20 protein-coding genes and 2 tRNA genes are annotated in these 23316 nt (G+C 47.6%); 12 read left to right on the top strand and 10 right to left on the bottom strand.

What is annotated here, in order from left to right; all coding sequences use genetic code 11:
- Window positions 1-7: 7 nt before the first annotated feature.
- From E3E32_RS06770 to E3E32_RS06740, 7 genes are all read right to left on the bottom strand, one after another.
- Complete coding sequence (locus tag E3E32_RS06770) at window positions 8-1228, bottom strand: hypothetical protein (protein ID WP_167731099.1); 1221 nt, start codon at window positions 1226-1228, stop codon at window positions 8-10.
- Window position 1229: 1 nt separating this feature from the next.
- Window positions 1230-2252, bottom strand: a complete 1023-nt coding sequence (locus E3E32_RS06765) for a DUF354 domain-containing protein (protein ID WP_167731098.1) — start codon at window positions 2250-2252, stop codon at window positions 1230-1232.
- Between the two features lie 5 nt (window positions 2253-2257).
- A complete protein-coding gene (locus E3E32_RS06760) occupies window positions 2258-3511 on the bottom strand; it encodes a nucleotide sugar dehydrogenase (RefSeq protein WP_167731097.1) in 1254 nt (417 codons plus the stop codon).
- Between the two features lie 39 nt (window positions 3512-3550).
- A complete protein-coding gene (locus tag E3E32_RS06755) occupies window positions 3551-4402 on the bottom strand; it encodes a polysaccharide deacetylase family protein (protein WP_167731096.1) in 852 nt (283 codons plus the stop codon).
- A 13-nt stretch (window positions 4403-4415) separates the two neighbouring features.
- Window positions 4416-5534 (bottom strand): 3-hydroxyacyl-CoA dehydrogenase, encoded by a 1119-nt coding sequence (locus E3E32_RS06750; RefSeq protein WP_167731095.1) that lies wholly within the window; start codon window positions 5532-5534, stop codon window positions 4416-4418.
- Window positions 5524-5796 carry an acyltransferase gene (locus E3E32_RS10230; RefSeq protein ID WP_255453216.1) on the bottom strand — a complete coding sequence of 91 codons (273 nt, stop codon included), beginning with the start codon at window positions 5794-5796 and terminating at the stop codon, window positions 5524-5526. Before E3E32_RS10230 ends, E3E32_RS06750 begins: the two co-directional genes overlap by 11 nt.
- A gap of 296 nt (window positions 5797-6092) precedes the next feature.
- Window positions 6093-6983 (bottom strand): glycosyltransferase family 2 protein, encoded by an 891-nt coding sequence (locus E3E32_RS06740; protein ID WP_167731094.1) that lies wholly within the window; start codon window positions 6981-6983, stop codon window positions 6093-6095.
- A gap of 452 nt (window positions 6984-7435) precedes the next feature.
- Here E3E32_RS06740 and E3E32_RS06735 point away from each other — a divergent pair.
- The 6 genes from E3E32_RS06735 (at window position 7436) to E3E32_RS06710 (ending at window position 11386) form a co-directional block, all read left to right on the top strand.
- Window positions 7436-7513 (top strand) — tRNA-Glu (locus tag E3E32_RS06735).
- 13 nt (window positions 7514-7526) lie between these two features.
- Window positions 7527-7604 (top strand) — tRNA-Ile (locus tag E3E32_RS06730).
- A gap of 871 nt (window positions 7605-8475) precedes the next feature.
- A complete protein-coding gene (locus E3E32_RS06725) occupies window positions 8476-9591 on the top strand; it encodes an ATP-binding protein (RefSeq protein WP_167731093.1) in 1116 nt (371 codons plus the stop codon).
- A gap of 1017 nt (window positions 9592-10608) precedes the next feature.
- Window positions 10609-10788 (top strand): zinc finger domain-containing protein, encoded by a 180-nt coding sequence (locus E3E32_RS06720; RefSeq protein WP_012572828.1) that lies wholly within the window; start codon window positions 10609-10611, stop codon window positions 10786-10788.
- A gap of 19 nt (window positions 10789-10807) precedes the next feature.
- Entirely contained in the window at window positions 10808-11083 is a 276-nt protein-coding gene (locus E3E32_RS06715) for an elongation factor 1-beta (RefSeq protein ID WP_012572829.1), read from the top strand.
- Window positions 11084-11161: 78 nt separating this feature from the next.
- Entirely contained in the window at window positions 11162-11386 is a 225-nt protein-coding gene (locus E3E32_RS06710) for a DUF2283 domain-containing protein (protein ID WP_167731092.1), read from the top strand.
- Here the strand turns inward: E3E32_RS06710 and E3E32_RS06705 are convergent.
- Window positions 11383-12408, bottom strand: a complete 1026-nt coding sequence (locus E3E32_RS06705) for a tetratricopeptide repeat protein (RefSeq protein WP_167731091.1) — start codon at window positions 12406-12408, stop codon at window positions 11383-11385. The genes E3E32_RS06710 and E3E32_RS06705 overlap by 4 nt on opposite strands.
- A gap of 305 nt (window positions 12409-12713) precedes the next feature.
- On the opposite strand from E3E32_RS06705, the gene E3E32_RS06700 reads away from it, so the two are divergent.
- From E3E32_RS06700 to E3E32_RS06685, 4 genes are all read left to right on the top strand, one after another.
- Complete coding sequence (locus tag E3E32_RS06700) at window positions 12714-14558, top strand: anaerobic ribonucleoside triphosphate reductase (RefSeq protein ID WP_167731090.1); 1845 nt, start codon at window positions 12714-12716, stop codon at window positions 14556-14558.
- A gap of 28 nt (window positions 14559-14586) precedes the next feature.
- The gene (locus E3E32_RS06695) at window positions 14587-15339 is read left to right on the top strand and encodes an anaerobic ribonucleoside-triphosphate reductase activating protein (RefSeq protein WP_167731089.1); all 753 of its coding nucleotides are present in this window, start codon (window positions 14587-14589) and stop codon (window positions 15337-15339) included.
- Window positions 15340-15443: 104 nt separating this feature from the next.
- Complete coding sequence (thsB, locus tag E3E32_RS06690) at window positions 15444-17078, top strand: thermosome subunit beta (protein WP_012572840.1); 1635 nt, start codon at window positions 15444-15446, stop codon at window positions 17076-17078.
- Window positions 17079-17201: 123 nt separating this feature from the next.
- Entirely contained in the window at window positions 17202-18269 is a 1068-nt protein-coding gene (locus E3E32_RS06685) for a DUF1464 family protein (RefSeq protein WP_167731088.1), read from the top strand.
- A 6-nt stretch (window positions 18270-18275) separates the two neighbouring features.
- On the opposite strand, the gene E3E32_RS06680 is transcribed toward E3E32_RS06685, so the two are convergent.
- Together E3E32_RS06680 and E3E32_RS06675 are read right to left on the bottom strand one after the other, a co-directional pair.
- Entirely contained in the window at window positions 18276-18869 is a 594-nt protein-coding gene (locus tag E3E32_RS06680) for a hypothetical protein (RefSeq protein ID WP_167731087.1), read from the bottom strand.
- A 6-nt stretch (window positions 18870-18875) separates the two neighbouring features.
- On the bottom strand, window positions 18876-20858 hold the full coding sequence (locus E3E32_RS06675) for an IGHMBP2 family helicase (protein WP_167731564.1): 1983 nt from the start codon (window positions 20856-20858) through the stop codon (window positions 18876-18878).
- Between the two features lie 239 nt (window positions 20859-21097).
- Between E3E32_RS06675 and E3E32_RS06670 the strand changes: the two genes are divergently transcribed.
- Together E3E32_RS06670 and E3E32_RS06665 are read left to right on the top strand one after the other, a co-directional pair.
- A complete protein-coding gene (locus tag E3E32_RS06670; protein ID WP_167731086.1) occupies window positions 21098-21991 on the top strand; it encodes a hypothetical protein in 894 nt (297 codons plus the stop codon).
- Window positions 21992-21995: 4 nt separating this feature from the next.
- Entirely contained in the window at window positions 21996-23303 is a 1308-nt protein-coding gene (locus E3E32_RS06665; protein ID WP_167731085.1) for a hypothetical protein, read from the top strand.
- The last annotated feature ends 13 nt before the right edge of the window (window positions 23304-23316 follow it).

Here is a 23316-nt window from a genome sequence, read left to right as displayed (position 1 = left end):
GTTCCCCCTACTTAGTAATATCACCTTGTTCCTGCGATATCTCTTCTTTGATGAGGGTAGACAGAGCCAGCATCATCCAAGCCTGAGCCCATCTCATATAGGGGATTTTATTGACTAAGCCTGGCCAGATATGGGAATAAAAGTATCCAGTTGGATCCTGCATATTCCTTATTGTCCATATGGCTATTCTTTTAGCGAAGTCCATGTACTCAAGAGTACCAAACGTACGATACAACTTTGTGAAAGTTATTATGCCTTGAGCTTGATTGTGTATATTTATCGGGTACTTTATTGGATATCGGTAATAAGACCATCCTCTTGGATTGAATTGTTTGTACTTGTAAAACCAAACCGCTTGTTCTATAGCTCTGCGGGTTTTTTGTCTGAGCTGTTTATTCGTATATGGCAAGAATGAAACCAGCCCATCAATTATGAAGCCTTGGTGGTAATCTATTTGCCAATAATATGAGTTTTTTGGAATGTAATAAGAGAATGGCCAAGTTCCATTATCTGCTTGATACTCTATGAGCAACATTAGTACTTTATTCCCTATGTTCACAAGTTCCTGATTTGGGGAGTACCTTAGGAATTCCGAGATTGATTCAAGTGCAAGAGCGGAGACATCAAAGACAATCCTGTCTTCTTCGTAAGGTGTGTACTTGAAATATGTCACTTCATTTTTATCATCTTCACAGAACAAATTGTCAATGAGAGCATTTATCGCCTTCTTGGATTGTGTTAGATATCTCCTTTTCTTTAAGATTTCGTAGGCTAATATGAAGGATTTTATTGCTTCAGTTATGCAGATGATATCTGGTATCTCAGGAGCTAAACGATGTTTGGGTGCAATATATTCAAAATAATAGCTTGAGCAGGCAAACTGACTTTTATCTTTTGATATATTTTTATCTGTCAGTTCTTTTAGGAGTTTTATTGCTTCTATTTTAAAACTTGAGTCCCCTGTTATTTGATATAGATGCAGATAAGCCCGTGAAAACAATGCAATCGCTTTATTCGCGCGGTCTTTCTTTATCTTCAATAAAGGCCTGAGATTGACTGGTGAATATAAGTTCAACTGGATCATGGTGATATTCAATAATTTCTTATCTGCAAACTTTCTGGAGATTTCTCCACTAAGCCCATCGTAGGGATCCCAACCCAAGTATCTCTCCCTCTTTACCCAAGAGTATAGGGAGTTGAGAGAGTCCCAGAATATTCGGGTATTCATATTAATCCCCTATTATATCGTTTATATAGTGGATTACTTGTTTTTTAACTTGTTTGGCTTTTTCAAACTCTGGTTTCCGTTTCTTGTTCCAATTCGCTAATACATACTCCACAATTTCCTCTGGTTCTCTTGAATGGAGCATTTTGCCCTTGTTCACCAAGTCTTTATCAACGGCCAGCAACCGCTCCCCAGGGAAGAAAGATATAGCTGGCGTTCCAAGCACTGCTGCTTCCCTGGCCATGGTTCCTGATCCCGTTAGCACAGCTTTTGCATAGTATGCCAAGTCCAATCCGTTTAGCACCTTTGGTGGAATATAAACATTATTATAATTTTTTGATAGATGCATATCCTCTTTTTCTCTGGGAAGGTATATTACATTAATGTCCTCCTTTTCAAATAATCCAAGTAGACTAGGAATAAGAGAAAAGTTGTGCAACACATAAAGTGAAGTGAGAGATTCTGGTCGAATTACAACGTATTCCTTAAATGGGATATTACTCAGAAAGTTCTCATCTGGGGTATATTCTGATATATACACATGTTCTTTGTATCCAGGATAAGTCAGTATTTTAGATTCATCAAAAGCCCAAGCAAAGTTATCTTTACTACACTCTGGCACAATGAAATAGTCTGCCATTTTCTTTATATGGGTCTCCATTTTCTGGAAAAAGGCTTTTCCGAGGAGTTTTATGTCGTTATCTAAAAATAAAACTGCTTTTTTTTGCCTGAGTTTACAAGTTAATATCTGTTCCGCGGTCTCGAATCCAATTGCAGTCTTAAAGTCTGGTGTTCTAATTAATAGGTTCAATGAACGTAGTCCGACGGATATCGACCTTATATAGGGATTTTTATAATCTTTTCCAACAACTTTTCCCGACAATTTAAGGTTTTTCATGAGTTCTAATGTCTCTCCCCTTTTTCTTGAAGTTATGAATATTGAATATTTCTCTCTAATATCTTTAATAACAGAATAGAAAAAGAAAACTTGTGGCGTATTAGTGATGTGTATCCACAAGTCGTACATTGCGTTCACCTTTCTTTGCTGTTTCCAAGTACTTTAATATTAAATCCTGCTTCTGCCCATTTTTTATGATCTAAGATATTCCTTCCATCAAAGACAAGTTTATGCCTCATTAGCTGACCTATCTTTTCAGGGTCGAGGAACTTAAATACCTCATGATCAGTTATTACAACTATACAATCGCTGTCTTTTACAGCTTCTTCCAAGCTTAAGATGGGATATTCAAATTCTTTTACAAACGGATCATAAACTTTAACCCTAAACCCTTCATTCTCTGCCAGCTTTATGAATCTCAATGCAGGAGTTTCGCGGGCATCATCAACGTTTCCCTTGTATGCTACACCTAAAACCGTAATTGTGGGATATTTAATGTCTTTTAGCATCTCCCTAACTTTGCGAAGAATGTAGTTAGGCATTGTATCATTGACATGTCTTGCCAGTGCAATAATTTTTCCATTGGAGGAACTCTGAATGACAAACCATGGATCAATAGCTATGCAGTGTCCACCGACTCCCGGTCCAGGCTTATGGAGATTTACCCTCGGATGCTTGTTGGCTAGCTCAATAGCGTTCCAAATGTTAATTCCGTACTCCTCAGCTATCTGAGCAAGCTCATTAACTAGAGCGATGTTTACGTCCCTGTAAGTATTTTCGATTAGTTTGACAAACTCGGCAGTTGTTAAGTCTGTGATATAAATATTTCCTTTAACGAAAGAGGAGTACAATTTCTTGGCAAGTTCTGCAGATTCCTTAGTTATCCCTCCAATTATCCTGTCATTATGTACCATCTCATAGATTGTTTTTCCGGGGATAGCTCTTTCGGGACAGTGAACTACATAAAAGTCTCTCCCAGCTTTTAACCTGCTCTTTTCGAGTATAGGGATAAGAATGCGTTCTGTAGTTTTGGGAGGAACAGTAGATTCTAAAATCACGAGGTTGTCTTTTCTTAAGTGTAGATATATCATTTCGGCAGCTGACTGTGCATATCTTAAATCTGCTGCTTTTGTATACTCATCCAAAGGTGTGGGAACGGCTATGAGAAATACATCACTTTCTTCAACCTGTGTTGTTGCTTTAAAGTTGGGCATTGCTTTTTCAAAGAACCCTTCTAATCCGGGCTCTTGAAATGGTAGTTTCCCTTTGTTCAATAATTCAACTTTTCTTGTGTCTACGTCCACACCAATCACTTCGTGTCCCGCTGAAGCAAAAAGTAATGCAGTTGGGAGACCAATATATCCAAGTCCGAGGACTGAAATCTTCATCCAACTCCCTCCAGTTTTCTCAATTATAGTTTGTACTTCTCAAAACTCCTCAATTATATCACCTACTGGCTTGGTTTGGAACTCTTTTAATAAACTTTCAAGTTTCCTAAGGAAGGTTGTTCCGGTTCCATGATATGCCTCAAACTTCACCCATGATGGCACATTTAACCTGGGCAAGTTATCATAAAACTCCCAAGGATGAACATAAGCCACAAAGGGCCGTCCCTCTTTAAGTATCTTCTTAATTGCTCTCTCTATCAGCCACAAAGGATATGTCCTTAAATAAAATCCTCCGCCAACAGGCAAGTTTACAGAATGTCTTCTAAATTTAAATATCCTAACTGCGCTAATTGGTATTTCCAGAAGCCATCCATTTGGATCATTTTTTGTTATATCTTCACTAGAGGGAAAATATGGATCTAATGGTGCATTTGGAATGCCATACAGGTTAGTTTTAACAGGGAATATGCTGGAATCATAAACAAACGAATATTTTTTGAGAATATCCAGCACCCATCTGTTTTCATTCGTTATTGAAGCATGAGGTGCTCTAAATCCTTTAGGTCTCTCTTTCGTGATTTTATATATTGCTTTGTTGGTTCGTCTTATCTCATTCTCGACTTCTTGTCGAGTAAGTCGGTATAATGGTTCATGAGAATATGCATGGGAGCCTATTTCGTGACCTTTTTCATAAATCTTTTCAACAACTTCTGGGTATTTTTCAGCAACATCTCCAAGAACAAAAAACGTTGTTGTTACGTTGTATTTTTCAAATAGGGATAACATAATATCCACTGTTTTGTGGATTAATATTTTTTTGTTGTCTGGCAAGTATTTTTTTAGGAATTCATTGCACCACCAGTATTCCACATCCACTGTTATTGATATCATGATATCTCACCTATCATAGCAAACTCTCGATCCGCTCTTGGAATTTTGAAACATCAAATATCGGCGATTTAAACTCCCTATGGAGATCGTTTAACATGCCCATTGCCTTCTCAAGATCTTGATCCTTTAGGAATTCAAAAGGACCCTCGGAAATATTTGTCCCCAATTTAAACGCAGTGTCTATTTCCTTGGGTTTAGCTACGTCTAAATGTGCCAACTCTGTCGCGATAGCAATCATTACAGAGATCAATCGTAGGCCTGGATAAGTCATAGATTGCGCTATTATTTTTGGGGATCCGTTTTTCCAATTATAGAATCCTATCCCCGTCTTTCTCCCAAGCCCTCTGGTTTTAACAACCTCTCTCAAAGTTTTTGGGGTCTTTATCAAATCAATATTCTCGTTGATGTAATATACAACATCCAAACCGATAAAATCAGCCAATTTTATAACTCCCATTGGAAATCCATATTTATGGTGCATCACCCAATCTATTTCCTCCCTGCTCCAATTTTTCAAGTCGTGGATCCCTACAATAATAGTAGGAACGAGTATTCTATTTACAATGAATCCAGGAATATCTCTATGGACAAGGATAGGAGTCTTTTCTAAAGTTTGTACAAATTTGTAAGCTTCTAAAATATACTCTTCACTAGTTTGTTCCCCCTTTACAATCTCGACCAGTTTCATAATGGGGGCAGGATTAAAGAAATGAATTCCTAAAAATCTCTCTGGTTTTTTTACATATTTTGAAAGTTGTGTTATGCTAAGACTAGAGGTATTTGAAGAAATTATGCTTTCTTCAGAAGCATAAAGACTTATTTTGCGAAAGACTTCTTGCTTTACATTGAAGTTCTCTGTAACAGCCTCAATTATCAAATCAGAGTTTTCAATGGCCTCTTTGAGATTCAATGTAGTTTTTATCTGCTGAAGTATCTCTTCTTTTTTATTTGGGTCTATTTTACCTCTTTGTACCATTTTCTCCAAGTTATGGGAAATATCTTCCGTGCATTTTTTAAGACTCTCCTTTTTGCTATTCATTACAACTACCTGGTACCCATATGTTGCTAATGTTTGTGCAATGCCTGTCCCCATTGTTCCCGAACCGATAACAGCTATACGTTCAAAGTTCACTATCTTTCACCTCAGGTTTTGGCTGTAGGTGTTTGATAACCTTTGCTGGATTTCCTGCAACTACGGTATACGGCGGTACATCTTTAGTGACCACGCTTCCTGCGCCAACAACACTGTTTTCTCCTATTGTGACTCCTGGTAGGATTATACATCCTGGTGCAATCCATGCACCTCTTTTAATTTTTGTTTTTTTGACGATCCTAGGATAAAAATTTAGCTTCAATTCTATAGAATTGGTCGGATTAGCATGGGCAAATATCATTGTGTTCATACCTATACTTACGTAGTCTTCAATTTCAACCTGCTCGGGATATAAGAAGTCTATTACTACATTTGGGCCAATATATACATGTTTCCCTATCCTAGATCCTCTAAGGCGGTGAAAAACTACTGCTAATCCAGGATGGGGGCTGTGTCTTGCTAGAGTATCTAGGATAACATACCACACCAGCTTTAGGTAATATTTAATAGTTCCAAATGTTCCACTGTATCCCCAATATCTCATTAATTCTTTTTTATTTAATTCCTCAGGATTTGGGACTGCGGAATTCATTTTAATCACTCCCTCACCATCTTTGCCAGCACGTTCAGCGTCAGTCCGGCAACGAACAGCTGTATCCCGATTATCGCGAAGACCCCCGAGCCGATGGCAGGGGTAAGATAGACGGTGCCCTCCTCGTAGTAAGGCAGGAAAGCGAAGTATCCAAGAGCGGTAGCGATAATGAATGAAACGAGGCTCAACGTCCCGAAGAGCAAGAGAGGTCTCCTGTATCCTATTAGGCTCACAAGATCCGCCAGCACTCCAACCCCATGGCTCAGCGGGTTCTTCTTGTGCTTGTTCGGGACGTCGTACCTGACGGTTATCGGCACCTCTTTAATCCTCACTCCCTTCTCCGCCAGGTGCACCAGCATGTCGCTCTCCACGCTGTAGCCGTTGCTGCTTATCTCCATCAACTCACCGAGGGCTTTCCTGTTCATAGCCCTGAAGCCCGACTGGGAATCGGTGATCTTCAGAGTCCCGTTCAGGCTCACGTTCGTGGTGGCGTTCAGAATCCACAGACCGAACCTCCTGTAGAAGGGTATGTTCTTCTTAGCTCCGTCCAGGAACCTTGACCCTATGACCATGTCGGCTTTACCGTTCAGAATGGGCTCAAGAAGCTTGGGTATCTCCTCGGGGTTGTGCTGCCCGTCGGCATCCAAACACACCACGACGTCATAGCCTTTTTCTGCCGCATACTTGAAGGCCGTCTTAAGGGCCTGGGCCTTCCCCATGTTCCGGGGGTGCTTTATCACGTGGACCCCGGCAGAAAGGGCAATGTCATAGGTCTTGTCCTTACTACCATCATCGACTACCAGAACATCACCGTACCTCTTAGAAAGGGCAACGACTGAGCCTATCGTCAGCTCCTCATTGTACGCTGGAATGGCAATCAGGATATTATGTGACATAAATCCCACCGGTGACATCGTTGCAGTATTTCCAAATTTTAGCGATACTACCAACGATTTAAAACATATATATACATGAGATTCAAGTAACCTCTATTGTCTGCGCCCTTTTAAGTTTTTCTAACCATGAGGGATATTTTGGTTCGCATGTAGAACGTTATTTGATGAGAATCGTCCCGAAGGGTGTCAGACTAGAACATTTCTTTAACATTATGGTACTTGAAGACCACTATTCATGCTGAAACTTGAATAATGTTCCCCTTTGGACATCGGAAGGGGCATTTTAATGACGTTCGGATCATCCACTGTGGCTGGAATTCTACGCTAGTTTATTTTGGTCTTTCAATCTCTCCCCTGTAGTCCCCCGTGTCTGGCCTCTGTTAGTGTCCGGGTGTCACTGTTCCCATCACCGAAAACTTTTTAAATCCTCTTCCCTCCCTAATTTCGGACACGCCCCGGTGGTGTAGCCCGGTCAATCATGCGGGACTCTCGATCCCGCGACCCGGGTTCAAATCCCGGCCGGGGCACCAGAACCTTTCTCGCGGGCCCGTGGCTCAGCCTGGTCAGAGCGCCCGCCTGATAAGCGGGAGGTCCGGGGTTCGAAGCCCCGCGGGCCCACCATAAGAAACTTTGCCTGCGCAAAGTTTCATCAAATTTTGTAGCTCCTTCTCGAAGCCAAGTCCTTGAGTGGTTTTTCTTTAACGTGTACTTGAATGTTGAGAACGCACGGGATTACCTCATTTTAATTTGGTTTAACTTTAAAATAGACGCCCGAAGGGCGTCAACGGAGAGTAAACCCTTCCCATGAATCCTTTCTCTTAAAGTGTTCTCGTTTGGAGAACGAACATTCAAAGTGCAAAAACCATCTCACATTACATTTTAATGGAGAGCTACTAACTTTTGGTCAAGCTTTTTCTAAAAGCTTGCTGGCGAAAAGTTTGATCAAAAGCTCGTGATTCTTTTTTAGGAGGCTTCTTTAACGGGGTTTGCCTTTTTGAGTGTGCGGTTTTTAGTGAAGAATTCCTTTGAAAATACATTATTCAAGTGGGTTTACTTCTTCCGCGCTCCGTTGGAGCGCTTTAATGGTTTAAACCCGCGTTTTGAGGCTTGTGAAATGCGAATTCCAGCTTAAAATGGCAGTTTGGTAGTGCAAATTCTCTTCAACTGCACCTTTGGGAAAGAATCACAAACTTTGATGAATCCCTACCGAGCAACTTTGCTGGACAAAGTCTCTTTGGTGAAGCTTTTTTCAAAAGCTTCCTTCGCATGTTGAGGCTTTTGCCTCAACACCTCGGGAAGCTTCGCTTCCCAAGGAGCGCTGGTGGAAATGATGTACCTATTCTGAAGTGTGATTATTTTATGATTAATTCTTCAGGGTGGGGCGGTCAGCGTAAACTCTGGTTCATCTCAAAAACAAAACGGACGATTGGGGAATTTCATCACAATTAAATTTTTATCCATATTCCCATGTAAACCTTATGTGGTGAAAGCTATGGGATGTCAGAAGCCGAACTATTTCAGTACGGCACCAAAAACCCGTGTATGCGATCTTTTCGGAAGGGACTATCACGTACATAAGTTCGAAAGATGGATGCTGAATCCAAACCGGAGATTCTTCATAATTACCGGCCCTCGAAGAGTTGGTAAAACGAGCTTTCTCTACTCCACACTCAACGAGTTGCATAAATCAAAGAACTATCAGACCATTGTAATTGACGTGAGGAAAGTAATCTCAATGAACAAAAACTATCCAGAAAAACCCATCTCCCAAAAAATGACTGGACTCTTATCGGGAAAAAAGCGTTTCAAAGAAATATTCCCCTTTGCAAAAATAACCGTGAAACTCCCGTTCATCGAGGTAGCGTGGGAAAATAAGGAAGAGCTTTCCCTCGCCGAGATATTCGACGCTCTAGGAGAAACAGACCACACTTTCGTAATAGCCTTTGATGAAGCGCAGGAACTGAGATATGGACAAAATGACCTCAGAGAACTTTTTGCATCGGTACTTGATTCGCCAGAGTTACAAAACATAAAACTTATCTTCACCGGTTCACAAGTTGGCATACTCGAAAAATGGCTTGCGGTTGATGATGGCGATTCCCCGCTCTATGGACGCTTTGAAAAACGTATCCACCTCAACCGTTTCAGTCCCAACGAAACAATACGCTTCCTTGAGGAGGGCTTTGAGCAAAACGAGTTTGATGATTATGATTTCAATGAACTCATACTTGCGTACGATGAGGTAGGTGGCACGCCGGGCTGGCTCATTGATTATGCAAATGACCGCCTTGAAGGCTACACTCACAGAAAAGCGCTCAAAAACATGATTGAGAAGGCGAAAAGGAACGTGATAAGTGAGTTCAAGCAACTGAGAAAAGACAAGAAAAAAGAATCAAACTACGAAAAGGTCATGAGGGTCATCGCTAAGAAAGTTCATGAGAGAGGATATACGACGTTTGGGGAAATAAAGAACTATATGGGTCTAAATGATTCCACAGTGAGAGAATTACTCATCAAGCTTGAGGATTATGGATACATTGAACAGGTAGGTCATAACAGATATACAATTTTTGATCCTATTGTAGTAAATGTGTTCATTGATGTATAAGATTATGCATCCCAAGTTACTTGGGATGTGGAAAGTTGTTCGTTGATAGACATGTTTGGCGTAGTTGGAAGTACATACACCCTTCGATGAGCTTGGGAACTGAAGTGATGTTCTCAAGATGTTGCTTTTCTCATTTTCGCCATTCTTCGAGCGCTCCTTCTTTTCCCGGGGAGAAAAGTTCAACCGGCTCGCATTTTCCCAATTTGAAAATGGTCTGTCATTTTTGCAAAATTTTTTGGGGGAATTCACTGGCCTTTTATAGTATGTGCATCACTATCCCTAACTTTTCCATCTGCTTCCCTAACTTCAAAGGCCTCCCCCAGAACTTCCATCTGTGTCTCACCGTCCCTAGTGAAGGGGGTTCATTTGCGGGGGATCCTCTCTGGTCGATTCTTGCTAAGTGTTCAACTCTAGTCTGCTCAAGCCAGACTAAACCACGAGGTTTTTATTCCGTTCGGACAGACTAGACTGTGGCGTGGTCGTCCATAACGGGAAGCTCGGAAACAGAAATGGCGTGTGGTTTGTCCCCCGTGAAATGTTTCTCCTGATGCTTTGAGCTTTTTCGTAGTTCCCTTTATACAACCTGTATGAGGGGAGGCCGGTGTTGTTAAGGTTTGGTTAACTCCCGCAACTCTTATGTACATCTTTGGACCTCCCCCATAATGGGGGACCTCTCATTTCTCCGGAAAATCTGGCCCCATTAGGGGATCCTTCTTAAAGAACGGGGGGATAAAGCAAACCTCCGAGGGCGAGGGGCGAAGCCCCCCAGTAATTCAAATAAAACCGGAGTGCAGGGGTGAAACCCCGCATCTCACCATATCAAGTGAGTGGTTATAGAATGCCATAGGTTACACCCCTTTAACCTATTCCGAAAATTTTATTGAGATCCTGGCTAAGACGGTCATGAACCGAAGAAAAATCACTAGCCTGGCGGAACCTGCCCAGAGAAAGGTTTATAAGCCAACTCCCTCAATGCCCACCAGTGATTAAAAACCACCTTTCTTGGAGGTGTTCGCAGTGGAAGCCAAGTTCGAGATACCCGTATGCACATCATGCGGAAAGGAGATAACCCCAAGGGAGCACGCCACTCACTTCGTCTGCCCGAACTGTGGCGAGGAGATCATCTGGCGCTGTGAAAGCTGCAGGGTCCTCTCAGTCCCCTACAAGTGCCCCAAGTGCGGCTGGGAGGGGCCGTGAAGTTTAGGAGGTGAAAAGAATGGCTGACTACAACCTTGTTGGCGTTATAAAGGTCATGCCGACCGACCCGGATGTCAACCTCGACGAGCTCGAGGAGAAGCTCAAGGCCGTCATCCCGGAGAAGTTCGGCCTCGCCAAGGTCGAGCGCGAGCCTATAGCTTTTGGTCTCGTTGCCCTCAAGTTCTACGTCCTCGGTAGGGACGAGGAGGGCTACTCCTACGACGAGGTTGCCGACCTCTTCAGGCAGGTCGAGAACGTCGAGAGCGCCGAAGTTGAGACCGTTTCGAGGATCTGAATCCTCGACTTTCTTCTATTCTCTCGTGATTTAACACGATGTTTTTAGTTTGCTGCTCCGATTAAGGTGGGTTGAGGTATGAAGGTTAGGTATGACCCAAAGGCTGATATCCTCTATATTCTGATCAGAGAGGGCCCGGTGGCAGACACCGACGAAGTTGACGAAGACGTGTGGTTCGAGTACGATGAGGAAGGAAACGTCGTCGGGATCGAAATATGGAACGCTGGGGAGAATGTTATCAGAAAAAGCCTCTTGGAAATAGAGCGCTATACGAAGGCGTTGAATAGAAAAATGGAAGCCTAAAGCCCCAAACTCAGGCTCAGCTTTGGCTTCTTCCACTCGTCGAGAATTGCTTTCAGATCCTCGTTCTGAACCTTGGCGTAAAGCTCGTCGAACTTCTTCTTCGCTTCCTCGTCGCCCTCCCTCCAGCGGGCGAGCTCGCCTATAGCTCTGAAGAAATCCGCCGTGTCGTCCTCGAAGACTTCAACAAAGAGCCCGATGTTCTCGTAGATGTCCTCGTAGGCCTCCTCGTTGAACAGTCCCTCGATGAAGTCAACGAGCGTGTCGAAGACGAGGCCGAAAATCTCTTCGTTCGTATCGACGGCCTTCAGGAGCGCGTCGCGGAGGGCCCTGAATGCCTTTCCGTAGTCCTCTCTGCCAGCCCAGATCTCGGCCTCCACCAGCTTGGCGTTTATCTCTATCTCGTTGTCCCTCGGGTTCTTGAGAACCTCGTTTATCAGCGCCTCGGCGGTATTGTAGTCTCCGAGTTCGTATCTGAAGTGCGCCAGGTCGAGGAGGCTTATGAGGTAGTTCTTCTCGTCGCTGAGCCTCTCGAATATATCCCTCGCGCGCTCCATGAGCTCTATGGCTTTCTCGGTCTCGCCGATCTCGTCGAGGTTCACAGCAATGTTGGCCAGCGTCAGCGCTATCTCCTTCTCGTTTTTGAGGACTTCCTCCTCAAGCTTGAGCAGCTCCTCATAGGTCTCTATCGCCTTCTCTGGCATGCCGAAGTGTTCGTAAGCATCGGCCAGGTAGTAGAGCGCCGTCGCGTACTCCTCCGGATCTTCCTTTTTCCTCTCGGCTATCCTCTTGTAGAGCTCAATGCCGCTCTCGGCGTCGTCGAGGTGAGCGTAGACGTGGGCTATCTCATGCGCTAAATCGTAGGGGTCCTCGCACTCGATGACGACTTCCTCAAGCCTCTTCAGCTCCTCCCTCAGCGTCTCCTCATCTTCGATGGTCTCGATGTAATCGTCAAACAGCTCGAGCAGCTTCTCGCAGTCCTTCTCTTCCAGAGCCTTCTCCCACTCGGCCTTGATATCGCTCATTTTTTCATCACCAGTTCCGCTTCTCTGAACGGGTTAAAAAGGTATGCTTTATATACACTGATGATATTTAGACAGGTTAGTCAGTTAATTTTTGCAGTTATGCCAATCACCTGCCGGTGTTGGAGTATGAATTGAAATTCACGTCCCCTCATAGCTGTCTTTTTGATTATGGACGTTTTATCCATGTGGGTGGCTAGACCATGTTCTGGGGGATTAGTTGTCTCATCTTCAACACCTGCAGGGAAAGTGTTATATCCCTGGGGTGCTCTTTCTAATTGTTGGATAAATTATCCAGGTGGTTGAAAATGGAAACCGTGAGGAAGGACATTATCCAGGAGTACGCAAAGTGGGGGAGTCTCGACGTTCTCGAAAATGCAAATCGCTATCCCGGACCAACCGGTTTCTTTGCCTACGTGATGGAAGAAGCGCTCAAAGAGCACCTCTCGCTCATCCCGGCGGAGGGCAGGGAGGCCCACTTCAGCGGCGATATCTACATCCACAAGCTTCCCTACAGTCTCTACATTCCTTACTGCACGGGCCACAGCACGGCAAGGCTCCTTGAGAAGGGTCTAAAGACGCCAACGATAATATCGAGGCCGGCCAAACACTTCGACACCTACGTCGACCACATAGCCAACTACCTCATAACCATGCAGCACTACTTCAGTGGCGCTCAGGCCCTCTCAAGCGTCGAGTGGTACGCGGGGCCGTTCATAAGGAAAGAGGGCCTCGACAGGAGGAAGATACGGCAGAACATTCAGAGACTGGTCTACAACCTCAACTATCCGAGCAGGGTGGGGATGCAGACTCCTTTTACCAACTTCACCGTGACCCTGGACGCCCCGAAGGAGATGCTCGAAGGCGACCACGCGGTTTACGATGGCAAAAAGCTTGATCCGCTCGGAGAGTACGAGAGAGAAGCCAAGGAGTTCTTCATAGCCCTGACTGAGGTGCTCAGAGAGGGTGACGCGATAGGTCAGCCCTTCACGTTTCCTATCCCCACCCTGATGGTCACCGCCAAAATGCTCTGGGACGATCCAGAGGTCTTCGAGGCCGTCTTTACAACCGCTGCAAAGCGTGGAAGCTTCTACTGGCTCAACACCAACGTCATTGACCCCGATGCGAGCTACGCGATGTGCTGCCGCATAGCCATTGACAAAACCGAGATGACCTTCGCCTTCGGCGTCTCCGAGAAGAGCGTCGAGGAAGAGGCCATAGAGAAGCTTGAACGCCAGCGCTTCGGTGGCCTCTGGGCGATGCCCGACGTCACTGGCTCTGTGAACGTCACGACGGTCAACCTTCCGAGACTTGCACTCAAAGCCAATGGCGATGACGATAAGTTCTGGGAAGAGTACGAGCGCGTTCTCCAGTTCGTCCGGGACACCACCGACTGGTTCCGTGAGCGCTACGTGAGACTGATAACGAACTACCGCCAGATGTATCAGATGATCCACCTATACCTCGAGGAGTTCCCGTCGAGCCACTTCAATACAATAGGAATTCTTGGTTTGCCCGAGGCGGCTGCAATTTACCTCAATGAACCTGGACTCTGGACTGAAGGAACGAGGAAGGACTGGCTCAAAGCTGCGGAGCTGATGAAGGAGATGGTCGAGTTCGCCACGGCCAGGGCGAGGGAGTGGATGAAAGAAAGTGGGACGCCGTGGAACGTTGAGGAAGTTCCGGGAGAGAGCGCTGCGGCAAAGCTTGCCATAAGGGATCTCCGCGAGTTCCCCTGGCTAAAGGACTACCTGAGCGACGTTGACAATCCAATTTACTCCACCAGCATAGCGCCCTACTACGGCTCGCTTGAGCTGGGCGACAGGATACGCATAGAGGAGAAGGTTCAGAGGAGCTTCACCGGTGGAGTGATGATGCACATCTTCTTAGGAGAAGAGCCGGACCCGGAGGCTTTAGCGAAGCTTACCAAGAGGCTCATGAAGACAGATCTCGTCTACTGGAGCTACACACCTGCAGTGACAGTCTGCAACGAGTGCGGCCACTCAACTACGGGCCTGCACACCCACTGCCAGCGCTGCGGAAGCGAGAACGTCGAGATATGGAGCAGGATTATCGGCTACTACCGCCCGCTCAAAAACTGGAACCCCTTCAGAAAGAAGGAGTTCTGGACGAGGAGGCACTACACCTCCTGACATCTTCTTTTCTCTTGGGGGTGATTCGATGCTCACAAGTGGCTGGAAAGCCGTCAGCATGGTGGATGTTCACGGGAAGATCACCTTTACGCTCTGGCTGTGCGGTTGTAACTTGAAATGCCCCTTCTGTCATAACTGGCGGATAGCTGGGGGAAAAGGCTGCTTTGAGCTGGAACGGGGGGCAATGCTTGAGGAGCTTGAGGTGAACTCCTTCCTCATCGATTACTTTCACGTCACCGGTGGCGAGCCGCTGATGCAGTGGGCCGAGCTTTCATCGCTGTTAGCCGGTGTGAAGGCTCTTGACGTTCCCGTCAGCCTCAACACGAACCTCACCCTCGTTGGGCCGCTTGAAAAACTCCTTAATGCCGGGCTCGTTGATCACATCGCGACCGACCTGAAGGCACCCCCGGCTGCTCTCTATGGCCTTCCCGAGGAAGCCAGCGAACGGCTCTGGAGGCTGTTCCTGCGGGGACTTGAGCTGGTATCCGACTACGGTCTTCCCCTTGAACTTCGCATTCCCGTTCCCAAGGGCTTTGACGTATGGCCATGGATCGAAGAAGGGCTCGGACACCTCGATACGGAGTTTTACGTCGTCCTTAATCCTCTTGTTGGAAAACCGCTGACGAATCCTCGCGACGAAGCATGGTGCTCCGCCCACTGCTGGCCCAGGAAAGAAGTCTATGAACTCAAAGAAAAACTGAAGGAGCTTGGCCTGAAGGTTTACGTCAACAGTTTCCTCACAACCAACTGGGACCAAGCGAACACCATGGAGGCAACGTAACCGAAAAACTTATAAATAGTCCAAAGGAACGATAAAACGGATACACTAATTGTAACTAAAAGCCCTCCACCCATAAAAAAGAGAACGGGCGGAGGTGAGGGGAGATGGCCCAGCTCGCGGGACAGCCAGTTGTTATTCTGCCTGAGGGAACCCAGAGGTATGTTGGAAGGGATGCCCAGAGGCTCAACATCCTGGCCGCTAGGATAGTCGCCGAGACCATCAGGACCACCCTCGGTCCGAAGGGTATGGACAAGATGCTCGTCGACAGCCTCGGCGACATCGTCATCACCAACGACGGTGCCACCATCCTCGACGAGATGGACATACAGCACCCTGCTGCTAAGATGATGGTCGAGGTTGCTAAGACCCAGGACAAGGAGGCCGGTGATGGAACCACCACTGCCGTTGTCATCGCTGGTGAGCTCCTCAGGAAGGCCGAGGAGCTCATCGACCAGAACATCCACCCGAGCATTGTCATCAAGGGTTATGCTTTAGCTGCCGAGAAGGCCCAGCAGATCCTCGACGAGATCGCCAAGGACGTTGACGTCGAGGACAAGGAGGTCCTCAAGAAGGCTGCAGTGACCTCCATCACCGGTAAGGCCGCCGAGGAGGAGAGGGAGTACCTCGCCGAGATAGCTGTCGAGGCCGTCAAGCAGGTCGCCGAAAAGGTCGGCGACAAGTACAAGGTCGACCTCGACAACATCAAGTTCGAGAAGAAGGAGGGCGGCAGCGTCAAGGAGACCCAGCTCATCAGGGGTGTCGTCATCGACAAGGAGGTCGTCCACCCAGGCATGCCGAAGAGGGTTGAGAACGCTAAGATTGCCCTCATCAACGAGGCCCTCGAGGTCAAGGAGACTGAGACCGACGCCGAGATCAGGATCACCAGCCCGGAGCAGCTCCAGGCCTTCCTCGAGCAGGAGGAGCGCATGCTCCGCGAGATGGTCGAGAAGATCAAGGAGGTCGGCGCCAACGTCGTCTTCGTCCAGAAGGGTATTGATGACCTTGCTCAGCACTACTTGGCCAAGTACGGTATCCTCGCCGTCAGGCGCGTTAAGAAGAGCGACATGGAGAAACTCGCCAAGGCCACCGGTGCCAAGATAGTCACCAACATCCGCGACCTCACCAGCGAAGACCTCGGTGAGGCCGAGCTCGTCGAGCAGAGGAAGGTCGCCGGCGAGAACATGATCTTCGTCGAGGGCTGCAAGAACCCGAAGGCCGTCACCGTCCTCATCAGGGGCGGTACCGAGCACGTCGTTGACGAGGTCGAAAGGGCCCTCGAGGACGCCGTCAAGGTCGTCAAGGACATCGTCGAGGACGGCAAGATCGTCGCTGCCGGCGGTGCTCCGGAGATCGAGCTCGCCATCAGGCTCGACGAGTACGCCAAGGAGGTCGGCGGCAAGGAGCAGCTCGCCATCGAGGCCTTCGCTGAGGCCCTCAAGGTTATCCCGAGGACCCTCGCCGAGAACGCCGGTCTCGACCCGGTCGAGACCCTCGTGAAGGTCATCGCCGCCCACAAGGAGAAGGGCCCGACCATCGGTGTCGATGTCTTCGAGGGCGAGCCAGCCGACATGCTCGAGAAGGGCGTCATCGCCCCAGCCAGGGTTCCGAAGCAGGCCATCAAGAGCGCCAGCGAGGCGGCAATAATGATCCTCAGAATCGACGACGTCATCGCCGCCAGCAAGCTTGAGAAGGACAAGGGAGACAAGGGCGGCGACGACTTCGGTAGCGACCTTGACTGAAGGCTTTGAGCTTTAGCTCTCCTACCTTTTCTGTTCTCCAACTTTTGGCTGGGCTTCCCTATGGCAAGCCTTTTTTAAAGAACCTTCCATTCTCAACTGGAGATAAACCTAAGGGTGTTTTCCATGAGGGTCATAGGCGTCGATCCCGGAACGAAGAGCTTCGACGTTATAGGGCTTGAAGACGGGAGGATAAAGCTTGACCTTACCTTCCCGAGTGAAGTGGTCGCAAAGGCACCTGAAAAGATTGTCAAGGCCATTGAGGACTTCAATGCCGATCTTATAATTGGGCCCTCAGGCTACGGAGTCCCGCTGAAGCACATAAGCGAGCTGACAGACAGAGACCGCTTCGAGATGACGCTCGTGAGAGAGGAGGAGATGAAGGAAATCCCTGTCCTCATCGGGTTACAAAAGATGGTAAGCGAGATGGCTGAGAAGGGCATGAACGTCTGGTTCATCCCTGGCGTTATCCACCTTCCGACGGTGCCGGAGTGGAGAAAGTACAACAAGGTTGACATGGGAACGGCCGACAAGATGGCGATAACAGTGCTCGGTATCCACGACCAAGCGAAAAGGTTCGGAACCGAGTACAGTGAAGTTTCATTCGTCCTCCTTGAGGTAGGTTTCGGCTACAACTACGCCGGAGCGGTTAAAGGCGGAAAAATCGTTGATGGCATCGGCGGAACCATTTTCCCCGGTCCGGCCTACGTGAACAGCGGCGCCCTCGACGGCGAAGTTGCCTACCTTATGGGAGGGGTCAAGAAGTGGCACCTCTTCTGGGGCGGAGCTACGGTAATAGCCGCCAACGAGATACTCCCGCCGGAGGAGTTTGCCAAGAGGCTCGACGAAGAACCGTTCGCAAAGGCTTGGGAGGCCATGAAGGACGGCTTCTTAAAGGCCGTTGCGAGCGAGCTGGCCGTTGTGGGCAACGCTAAGGAGATAATTCTCTCCGGCAGGCTGATGCGCATAGACGAGCTCAGAAAGGACGTGGAAGACCTCTTCGAGGAGCGCTTTGGACTTCCCGTCGTCAAGCAGAGGGGTCTTGAGGGCAGGGCTAAGGAAGCCGCCCAGGGGAGCGCGATAATAGCGGACGGCCTCGCCGGCGGAGGGTTCAAAGGCTTAGTGGAGCACGTTGAGATAAAGAAGAGCCGCGGGAGTGTTCTTGAGTACGTGAAGCTTCCGCTGGAGATTTGATTCCCTTTATTCTTTGAGGGCCTCTATTTCTCCCTTTAGTCTCTTCAGCTTCCCCTTGAATCTCCTTACCTGGGCGTTGCCCATCTCGACGATTCTGGCTATGTACTCATCGCTCACCCACAGCTCTCCGTTCTCGCCGAGAGGGACGTCCATTCTCTCCGTTGAGCGAATCTCAACAAGGAGCTTCTTGTGGCTCACGCTCTTGATATTGCTGTACTTGAAACCGAGACCTATTGCGAGGTTGAGTAACTTTACAGCATCTTCCATCGTCCTCGCGGCCACGTGCAGGATTGGACTCCTAACGAGAAACCAGAGCTGGCCCTTGGAGTGCCTTCCTATGGCATCGAGGACCTCCTCAAGGGTAACCTCCCGGTGCCACTTGCCGAGCCAGGCGGCGTTGACCTTGTCTCCAAATTCGGGCATCTCCATTACCGAAATCCTTCCGGAGCAGGAGGACGTTGTGAAGTAGTTCTCAAGCGAGTTTATCTTCTCCAAGAGCGGAATTATGTCCTCATCCACCTTGCCCTCTTCCAGGGCCTTCCTAAGGCCTGCCATCGCCCTGGCCTTCTGCTCGTCGAAGTTCTTGGTAAATAGGAACATGGCCCCTCATCCCCCGTTGGTCTTAAAATCATTTCCAATCTCAACGAACCTACCCTCAGCTTTCACGAACTCGATGAACCTTTTGTAAGTTGAATGAACGCTTAAAGTTTCGGAATCCCCAACCACTATCAGCTTCCTCTTTGCCCTCGTCAGCGAGACGTTTAATCTTCTCAAATCCTTCAGGAAGCCAACCTCGCCCCTCTCGTTGGAGCGCACGAAGGAGAGGATTATGACTTCCTTCTCCCTGCCCTGATAGCCGTCCACGGTTTTGACCTCTATCTCCTCGGGAACGAGCGAGCTGATTAAGTCCCTCTGGTCGTCATACGGCGTTATCACGCCAATCCACTCTGGCTTGACGCCCATCTCGAGGAGCTTCTCAACGATCTCAGCCACTATCCTCGCCTCAAGTGGGTTCTCCCTGCTCTCGCTCCCGCGCCTCTGTTTCTCCCACCTGTTCTCCAGTCTGGATGTGTCTATAAAAACGAGCACATTGCCTGGTTTCAGGATTTCGTCCCATGGTTCCCCAAAATTGTGGCACTTAATTCCGAGATCTGTGAGAGTGATGCACTTAACTCCGGGTGCTGCCTTTATTTTCCCATCGTAGAACTCCTGACTTGGAAACGCCATTAGCCTCTCGTTCATCCTATACTGGACGGTCAGCATGGCGCTGTTCTCAGGATAGCGCTCAATCAGTCCCTCAAAAAGTGTCCTGCTGAGCTCCCGCGCCTTCTCACTCAGTATTGTCGGCGGCAGCTGCCTGTGGTCACCCGCTAAAACGAAGCGTTTGGCACGGTTTATAGGTATTAGCACGCTTGGTATGGTCGCCTGGGTCGCCTCGTCTACGATCGCCACATCGTAGTCTGCGTAGCCGATTACCTCCAGCCCGGCCGAAGCGTTGGTAGTGAGAACAACGTCTGCCTCCTGGATTATCTCTCTGGCTATTCTCTCCTCCAGCTTTCTGGCGTCATCGAAGGCCTTCTGGACGAGCTTGTTGAGCTTTATCCAGTTGGCCATCTCCCTGATGAGTTTTGCCGGTACTCCTCTTGTGCCCCGCCTCCTCCTCGACAACGCAAGGATTTCAATGTCGGTCAACCCGCGCCTGTACTTTGGCAGGGGCTTTGTGAAGGTGTCACGCTTTTCCGCGAGGTTCTGTGCTGTGACTCGGAGTTCTCTCAGCTCGCCGTATAGGTCATGCTTGGTCATGAGATATGCAAGAGTTGTCTCGTGGAGGTGTTTGGAAACACGGCTTGGGTGTCCAACCCGGACGATTTTCAGGCCCGATTCTGCTAATCGCTCAACGAGGTTGTCCACAGCCACGTTGCTCTCTGCCGTTGCAAGAACCTTGTGGCCGCGCTCCACTTCCTGCCTTATCAGCTCGGCCAGCGTTCTGGTTTTGCCCGTTCCAAAAGGCCCGTGGATGAGGAAGAAGTTGGGGCTCCCGAGTGCCTGGCTGATTGCTCTCCTCTGACTCGCGTTCAGGCTTTTATCGATCGGATCAAACTCGACCGGCTCACTTTCTTCTGGATCTCTTAGGCCGAGATAGAACTCCAGTGCCCTCTTTCCGCCCTCATGGAGGTGTTCAAGGTTTTCAATCCAGCGCTTGAATGTGATATCATTGGCGTAGAGGTCCAGCCTTACTCCTTTAAGCGCCCACTCCGGGACAGTTTCAAGGGCGACTGTAATGAATCGCTTCCCCTTCTCTACGACGGTCCCAACTAGATCGCTCTTCAGGGGGTCGCGTTTGCTGATAACTACCAAATCTCCTACGCCTATCTCCGTCTTAATTTCCCGATCTCGACCGTATTTTACCAGGAAGTAGCCGAGTTCTTCCCCTATGATTTTGCCGTTCAGGCCAAGGATTGCTCTGCCTACCTTCTCACGCTCTCTGCCGCTCAGCCTTTTCATCTCTACCCTCATGGCTTCTATCTCGGCCTTTCTCTCGTACTCTACGAGAACCTTGAGGTGGTTGATGAACTTCTCAAGCTCCATTCTCGCTCCCAAGCGGAGGAAAGAAGAACGTCTTAAAAGGTTGAGGGTTGGTCAGCCCATGCGAGTTTCCTCACCACTCGGACGAAACTTCCCTCATCATCCCAAGAAGAGTAGAGAAAGGGGGTTAAAAAGCTAACCTGTGCTTAACTTGGGGATGTTATATTAATAAATATCCTTAGTTAGAAAAGTTTATATACTACTACTCAAAGTTCTTAATGATAAGTTGTTGGATGGTTTATATGACGACTTGGGGCTTGTGGTATTATAAGTGGAACGGGTCAGAGTACGAGGTCCTAAGCGATTGGAATGACCAGAAGTTTGATTACATCATCGTTACCGATGGAGGGACAGGGGGGACTGAGGGTCTCACAACCAAATATTCTGGAGTGGGATACAACAATGGATATAACGATGCAGGAGAGTTAATCGAAAAGATAGAGAACCAGTGGTTAAAGGGCAGGAATTACATTGTGGAGATTCCATACTTCATATATCAACAAAAGCCTCATGCCAGAGACTTGAACTACTGGCTTGGCTGGATTGATGGCGCTGCCGCTTGGAGTAGTTCGAGACTCAAGGGATTTTATTGGTCACTGGAAAACATCAGGTATATTCAAGCGGGAGAGCTGAGCAGATACACGATAGAGACTATATGGGGCAGAATAATGGAGAACAGAAGGGAGTATAGTGAGAATTACCAGTTTATCTGGATACCGAGCTTGAGGAGTCTCTTTGTGAGCAGATATTTTTCATCGGAACAAGATATTTTAGAGGCAGTAGCTTATGAAACGGACGTTCCCAACATAGCGAACTATTTCAACAATGTTTTCATCCAGCCAGGGTATTATTTCATGAACATAGAAGGCCAAACTATTAAGGGAGGGATACCGTACACATACTCTCTTTTTGTTGATATCCTGAAAACAATACACAAATACATGCCCTCAAACGTCTCCATTGAAATGGAAGCCGATGGTACTGTTAGGGTTAATGAGGACGCCAAAGATTATGCCTGTAAATACGTAGATGCTCAGAGAGAGGCATTTGGTTATGTGCTGCCAGATAGGGCATACTATTTTGACACGGAGGAGAGCACTATTGACTACATGAGAACTAACTGTCCGGGATGGTGAGGTGATGAAGAAGCGTATTTTTACGTTTTTCTTTTTAATTCTCCTGTTTTCTCCCTACACTTCCGCCTATTCTCCAAGGATTACTGGAATAATCCACTACCGGGACGGTTTTCTTGTTCTGACCCATTACTCCAACAACACCACTCAGCTCTGGTTCTTCGAGCCTGGAAAAGGCTTCAAGCTCTTAAACGCCACATTCCTAAACCTCACCTTAATCCACTCCACAGGGGGCAGAGTACTCCTCTACCGAAACCTCTCAAAGGGGCCATTCTTCCAAGATTTCGAGCTTTATGTCTACGATGGGAAATTGCACTTCTTAGGAAACTACTCCGAGACTAACAACTGGGGAGTAGGCAGTGAAATTTACTGGAACGGGAAATTTTACCTGTTTCTTGAGGCTGATTGGTCAACTCAGAGGGGGGATTATTACAACTGGTACGCTATAGTCGGCGATGAGATTTACAAGGTCTTTCCCCCAAGCTTGGATAGCTCGCTCTATTTCTTGGGAGTGTGGGAGCTACCAGCTGGTTACCTCCTCGAAGGAGAAGACCCGATGAGTTATCAGGATGAGCTCTTTCTCCTGGCCGTCAATGGTTCGCGGATTGTTTTTGGGAACTTAACCCCCGTAAACCTCTCAGTGGGGAGATTGTGCTTCAACGGCACTCACTTTGCTGCCTTGGACAGCAACTGGTTTAAGGTGATCTTTTACAACGGGTCGGTTTGGAGGTACTACCTTCAGGTTATCAGCTTGAGCGGGAACTCTCGCTTGATTCCCCTTGACTCCTTTGCCAAGGATGAGGGAGAGAACGTTTACTTCGAACTCCTTGGGAGTCGTGATGGGGCGTGGGTGGTTAGGAAGTACAAGCACTGGTGCAACAGCTTGGGAGATGATTCATTGAAGTGCCACGAGATGACTTTGGGTTACTTTCTCGTCTCCCAAGGATGTGTTGAGAAAATCGATAACATCTCAAACCTAACGGCGTCCTGCACGAGAAGGGAACCGCAAGCGGTCTTTAAGTGGGGAGAGCCCATGAAGGCGCCCTTAACTTTGGAGGGGAGGAGCGTTGCAATCAACGGCACTCTGTTAATCTATGATGGAAAAACCTTCAAACTGCCATTCAACGTCACCATAGCTGATTGTGGTAACGGTTGCCTGCTTTCCAACGAAAAAGAACTCGCTTATTTTGACGGGTATAAAGTTAAACTCGTTAAACTCCCTTTGGATCAAACCATGATTCGCTGGTTAACCCTACTCGGGATAACCTTCACGCTGCTCATCATCGGATGGTTAGTTAAGGTGAGAAGAAGATAAAACGACAAGCAAG

This window comes from Thermococcus sp. GR6 (genome assembly GCF_012027415.1).
GTDB lineage: Archaea > Methanobacteriota_B > Thermococci > Thermococcales > Thermococcaceae > Thermococcus > Thermococcus onnurineus.
The sequence above is the reverse complement of the archived record's forward strand: the minus strand, read 5'-3'. Positions and strand labels throughout refer to the sequence as shown.

Coding starts and splice junctions, on each gene's coding strand:
- E3E32_RS06740 (WP_167731094.1), bottom strand. CDS start 6,983: ATGTCACATAATATCCTGATTGCCATTCCAGCGTACAATGAGGAGCTG.
- E3E32_RS06700 (WP_167731090.1), top strand. CDS start 12,714: ATGGAAACCGTGAGGAAGGACATTATCCAGGAGTACGCAAAGTGGGGG.
- thsB (WP_012572840.1), top strand. CDS start 15,444: ATGGCCCAGCTCGCGGGACAGCCAGTTGTTATTCTGCCTGAGGGAACC.
- E3E32_RS06675 (WP_167731564.1), bottom strand. CDS start 20,858: ATGGAGCTTGAGAAGTTCATCAACCACCTCAAGGTTCTCGTAGAGTAC.
- E3E32_RS06705 (WP_167731091.1), bottom strand. CDS start 12,408: ATGAGCGATATCAAGGCCGAGTGGGAGAAGGCTCTGGAAGAGAAGGAC.
- E3E32_RS06725 (WP_167731093.1), top strand. CDS start 8,476: ATGGGATGTCAGAAGCCGAACTATTTCAGTACGGCACCAAAAACCCGT.
- E3E32_RS06710 (WP_167731092.1), top strand. CDS start 11,162: ATGAAGGTTAGGTATGACCCAAAGGCTGATATCCTCTATATTCTGATC.
- E3E32_RS06670 (WP_167731086.1), top strand. CDS start 21,098: ATGACGACTTGGGGCTTGTGGTATTATAAGTGGAACGGGTCAGAGTAC.
- E3E32_RS06665 (WP_167731085.1), top strand. CDS start 21,996: ATGAAGAAGCGTATTTTTACGTTTTTCTTTTTAATTCTCCTGTTTTCT.
- E3E32_RS06715 (WP_012572829.1), top strand. CDS start 10,808: ATGGCTGACTACAACCTTGTTGGCGTTATAAAGGTCATGCCGACCGAC.
- E3E32_RS06765 (WP_167731098.1), bottom strand. CDS start 2,252: ATGTACGACTTGTGGATACACATCACTAATACGCCACAAGTTTTCTTT.
- E3E32_RS06770 (WP_167731099.1), bottom strand. CDS start 1,228: ATGAATACCCGAATATTCTGGGACTCTCTCAACTCCCTATACTCTTGG.
- E3E32_RS10230 (WP_255453216.1), bottom strand. CDS start 5,796: ATGATATTTGCCCATGCTAATCCGACCAATTCTATAGAATTGAAGCTA.
- E3E32_RS06695 (WP_167731089.1), top strand. CDS start 14,587: ATGCTCACAAGTGGCTGGAAAGCCGTCAGCATGGTGGATGTTCACGGG.
- E3E32_RS06680 (WP_167731087.1), bottom strand. CDS start 18,869: ATGTTCCTATTTACCAAGAACTTCGACGAGCAGAAGGCCAGGGCGATG.
- E3E32_RS06685 (WP_167731088.1), top strand. CDS start 17,202: ATGAGGGTCATAGGCGTCGATCCCGGAACGAAGAGCTTCGACGTTATA.
- E3E32_RS06760 (WP_167731097.1), bottom strand. CDS start 3,511: ATGAAGATTTCAGTCCTCGGACTTGGATATATTGGTCTCCCAACTGCA.
- E3E32_RS06755 (WP_167731096.1), bottom strand. CDS start 4,402: ATGATATCAATAACAGTGGATGTGGAATACTGGTGGTGCAATGAATTC.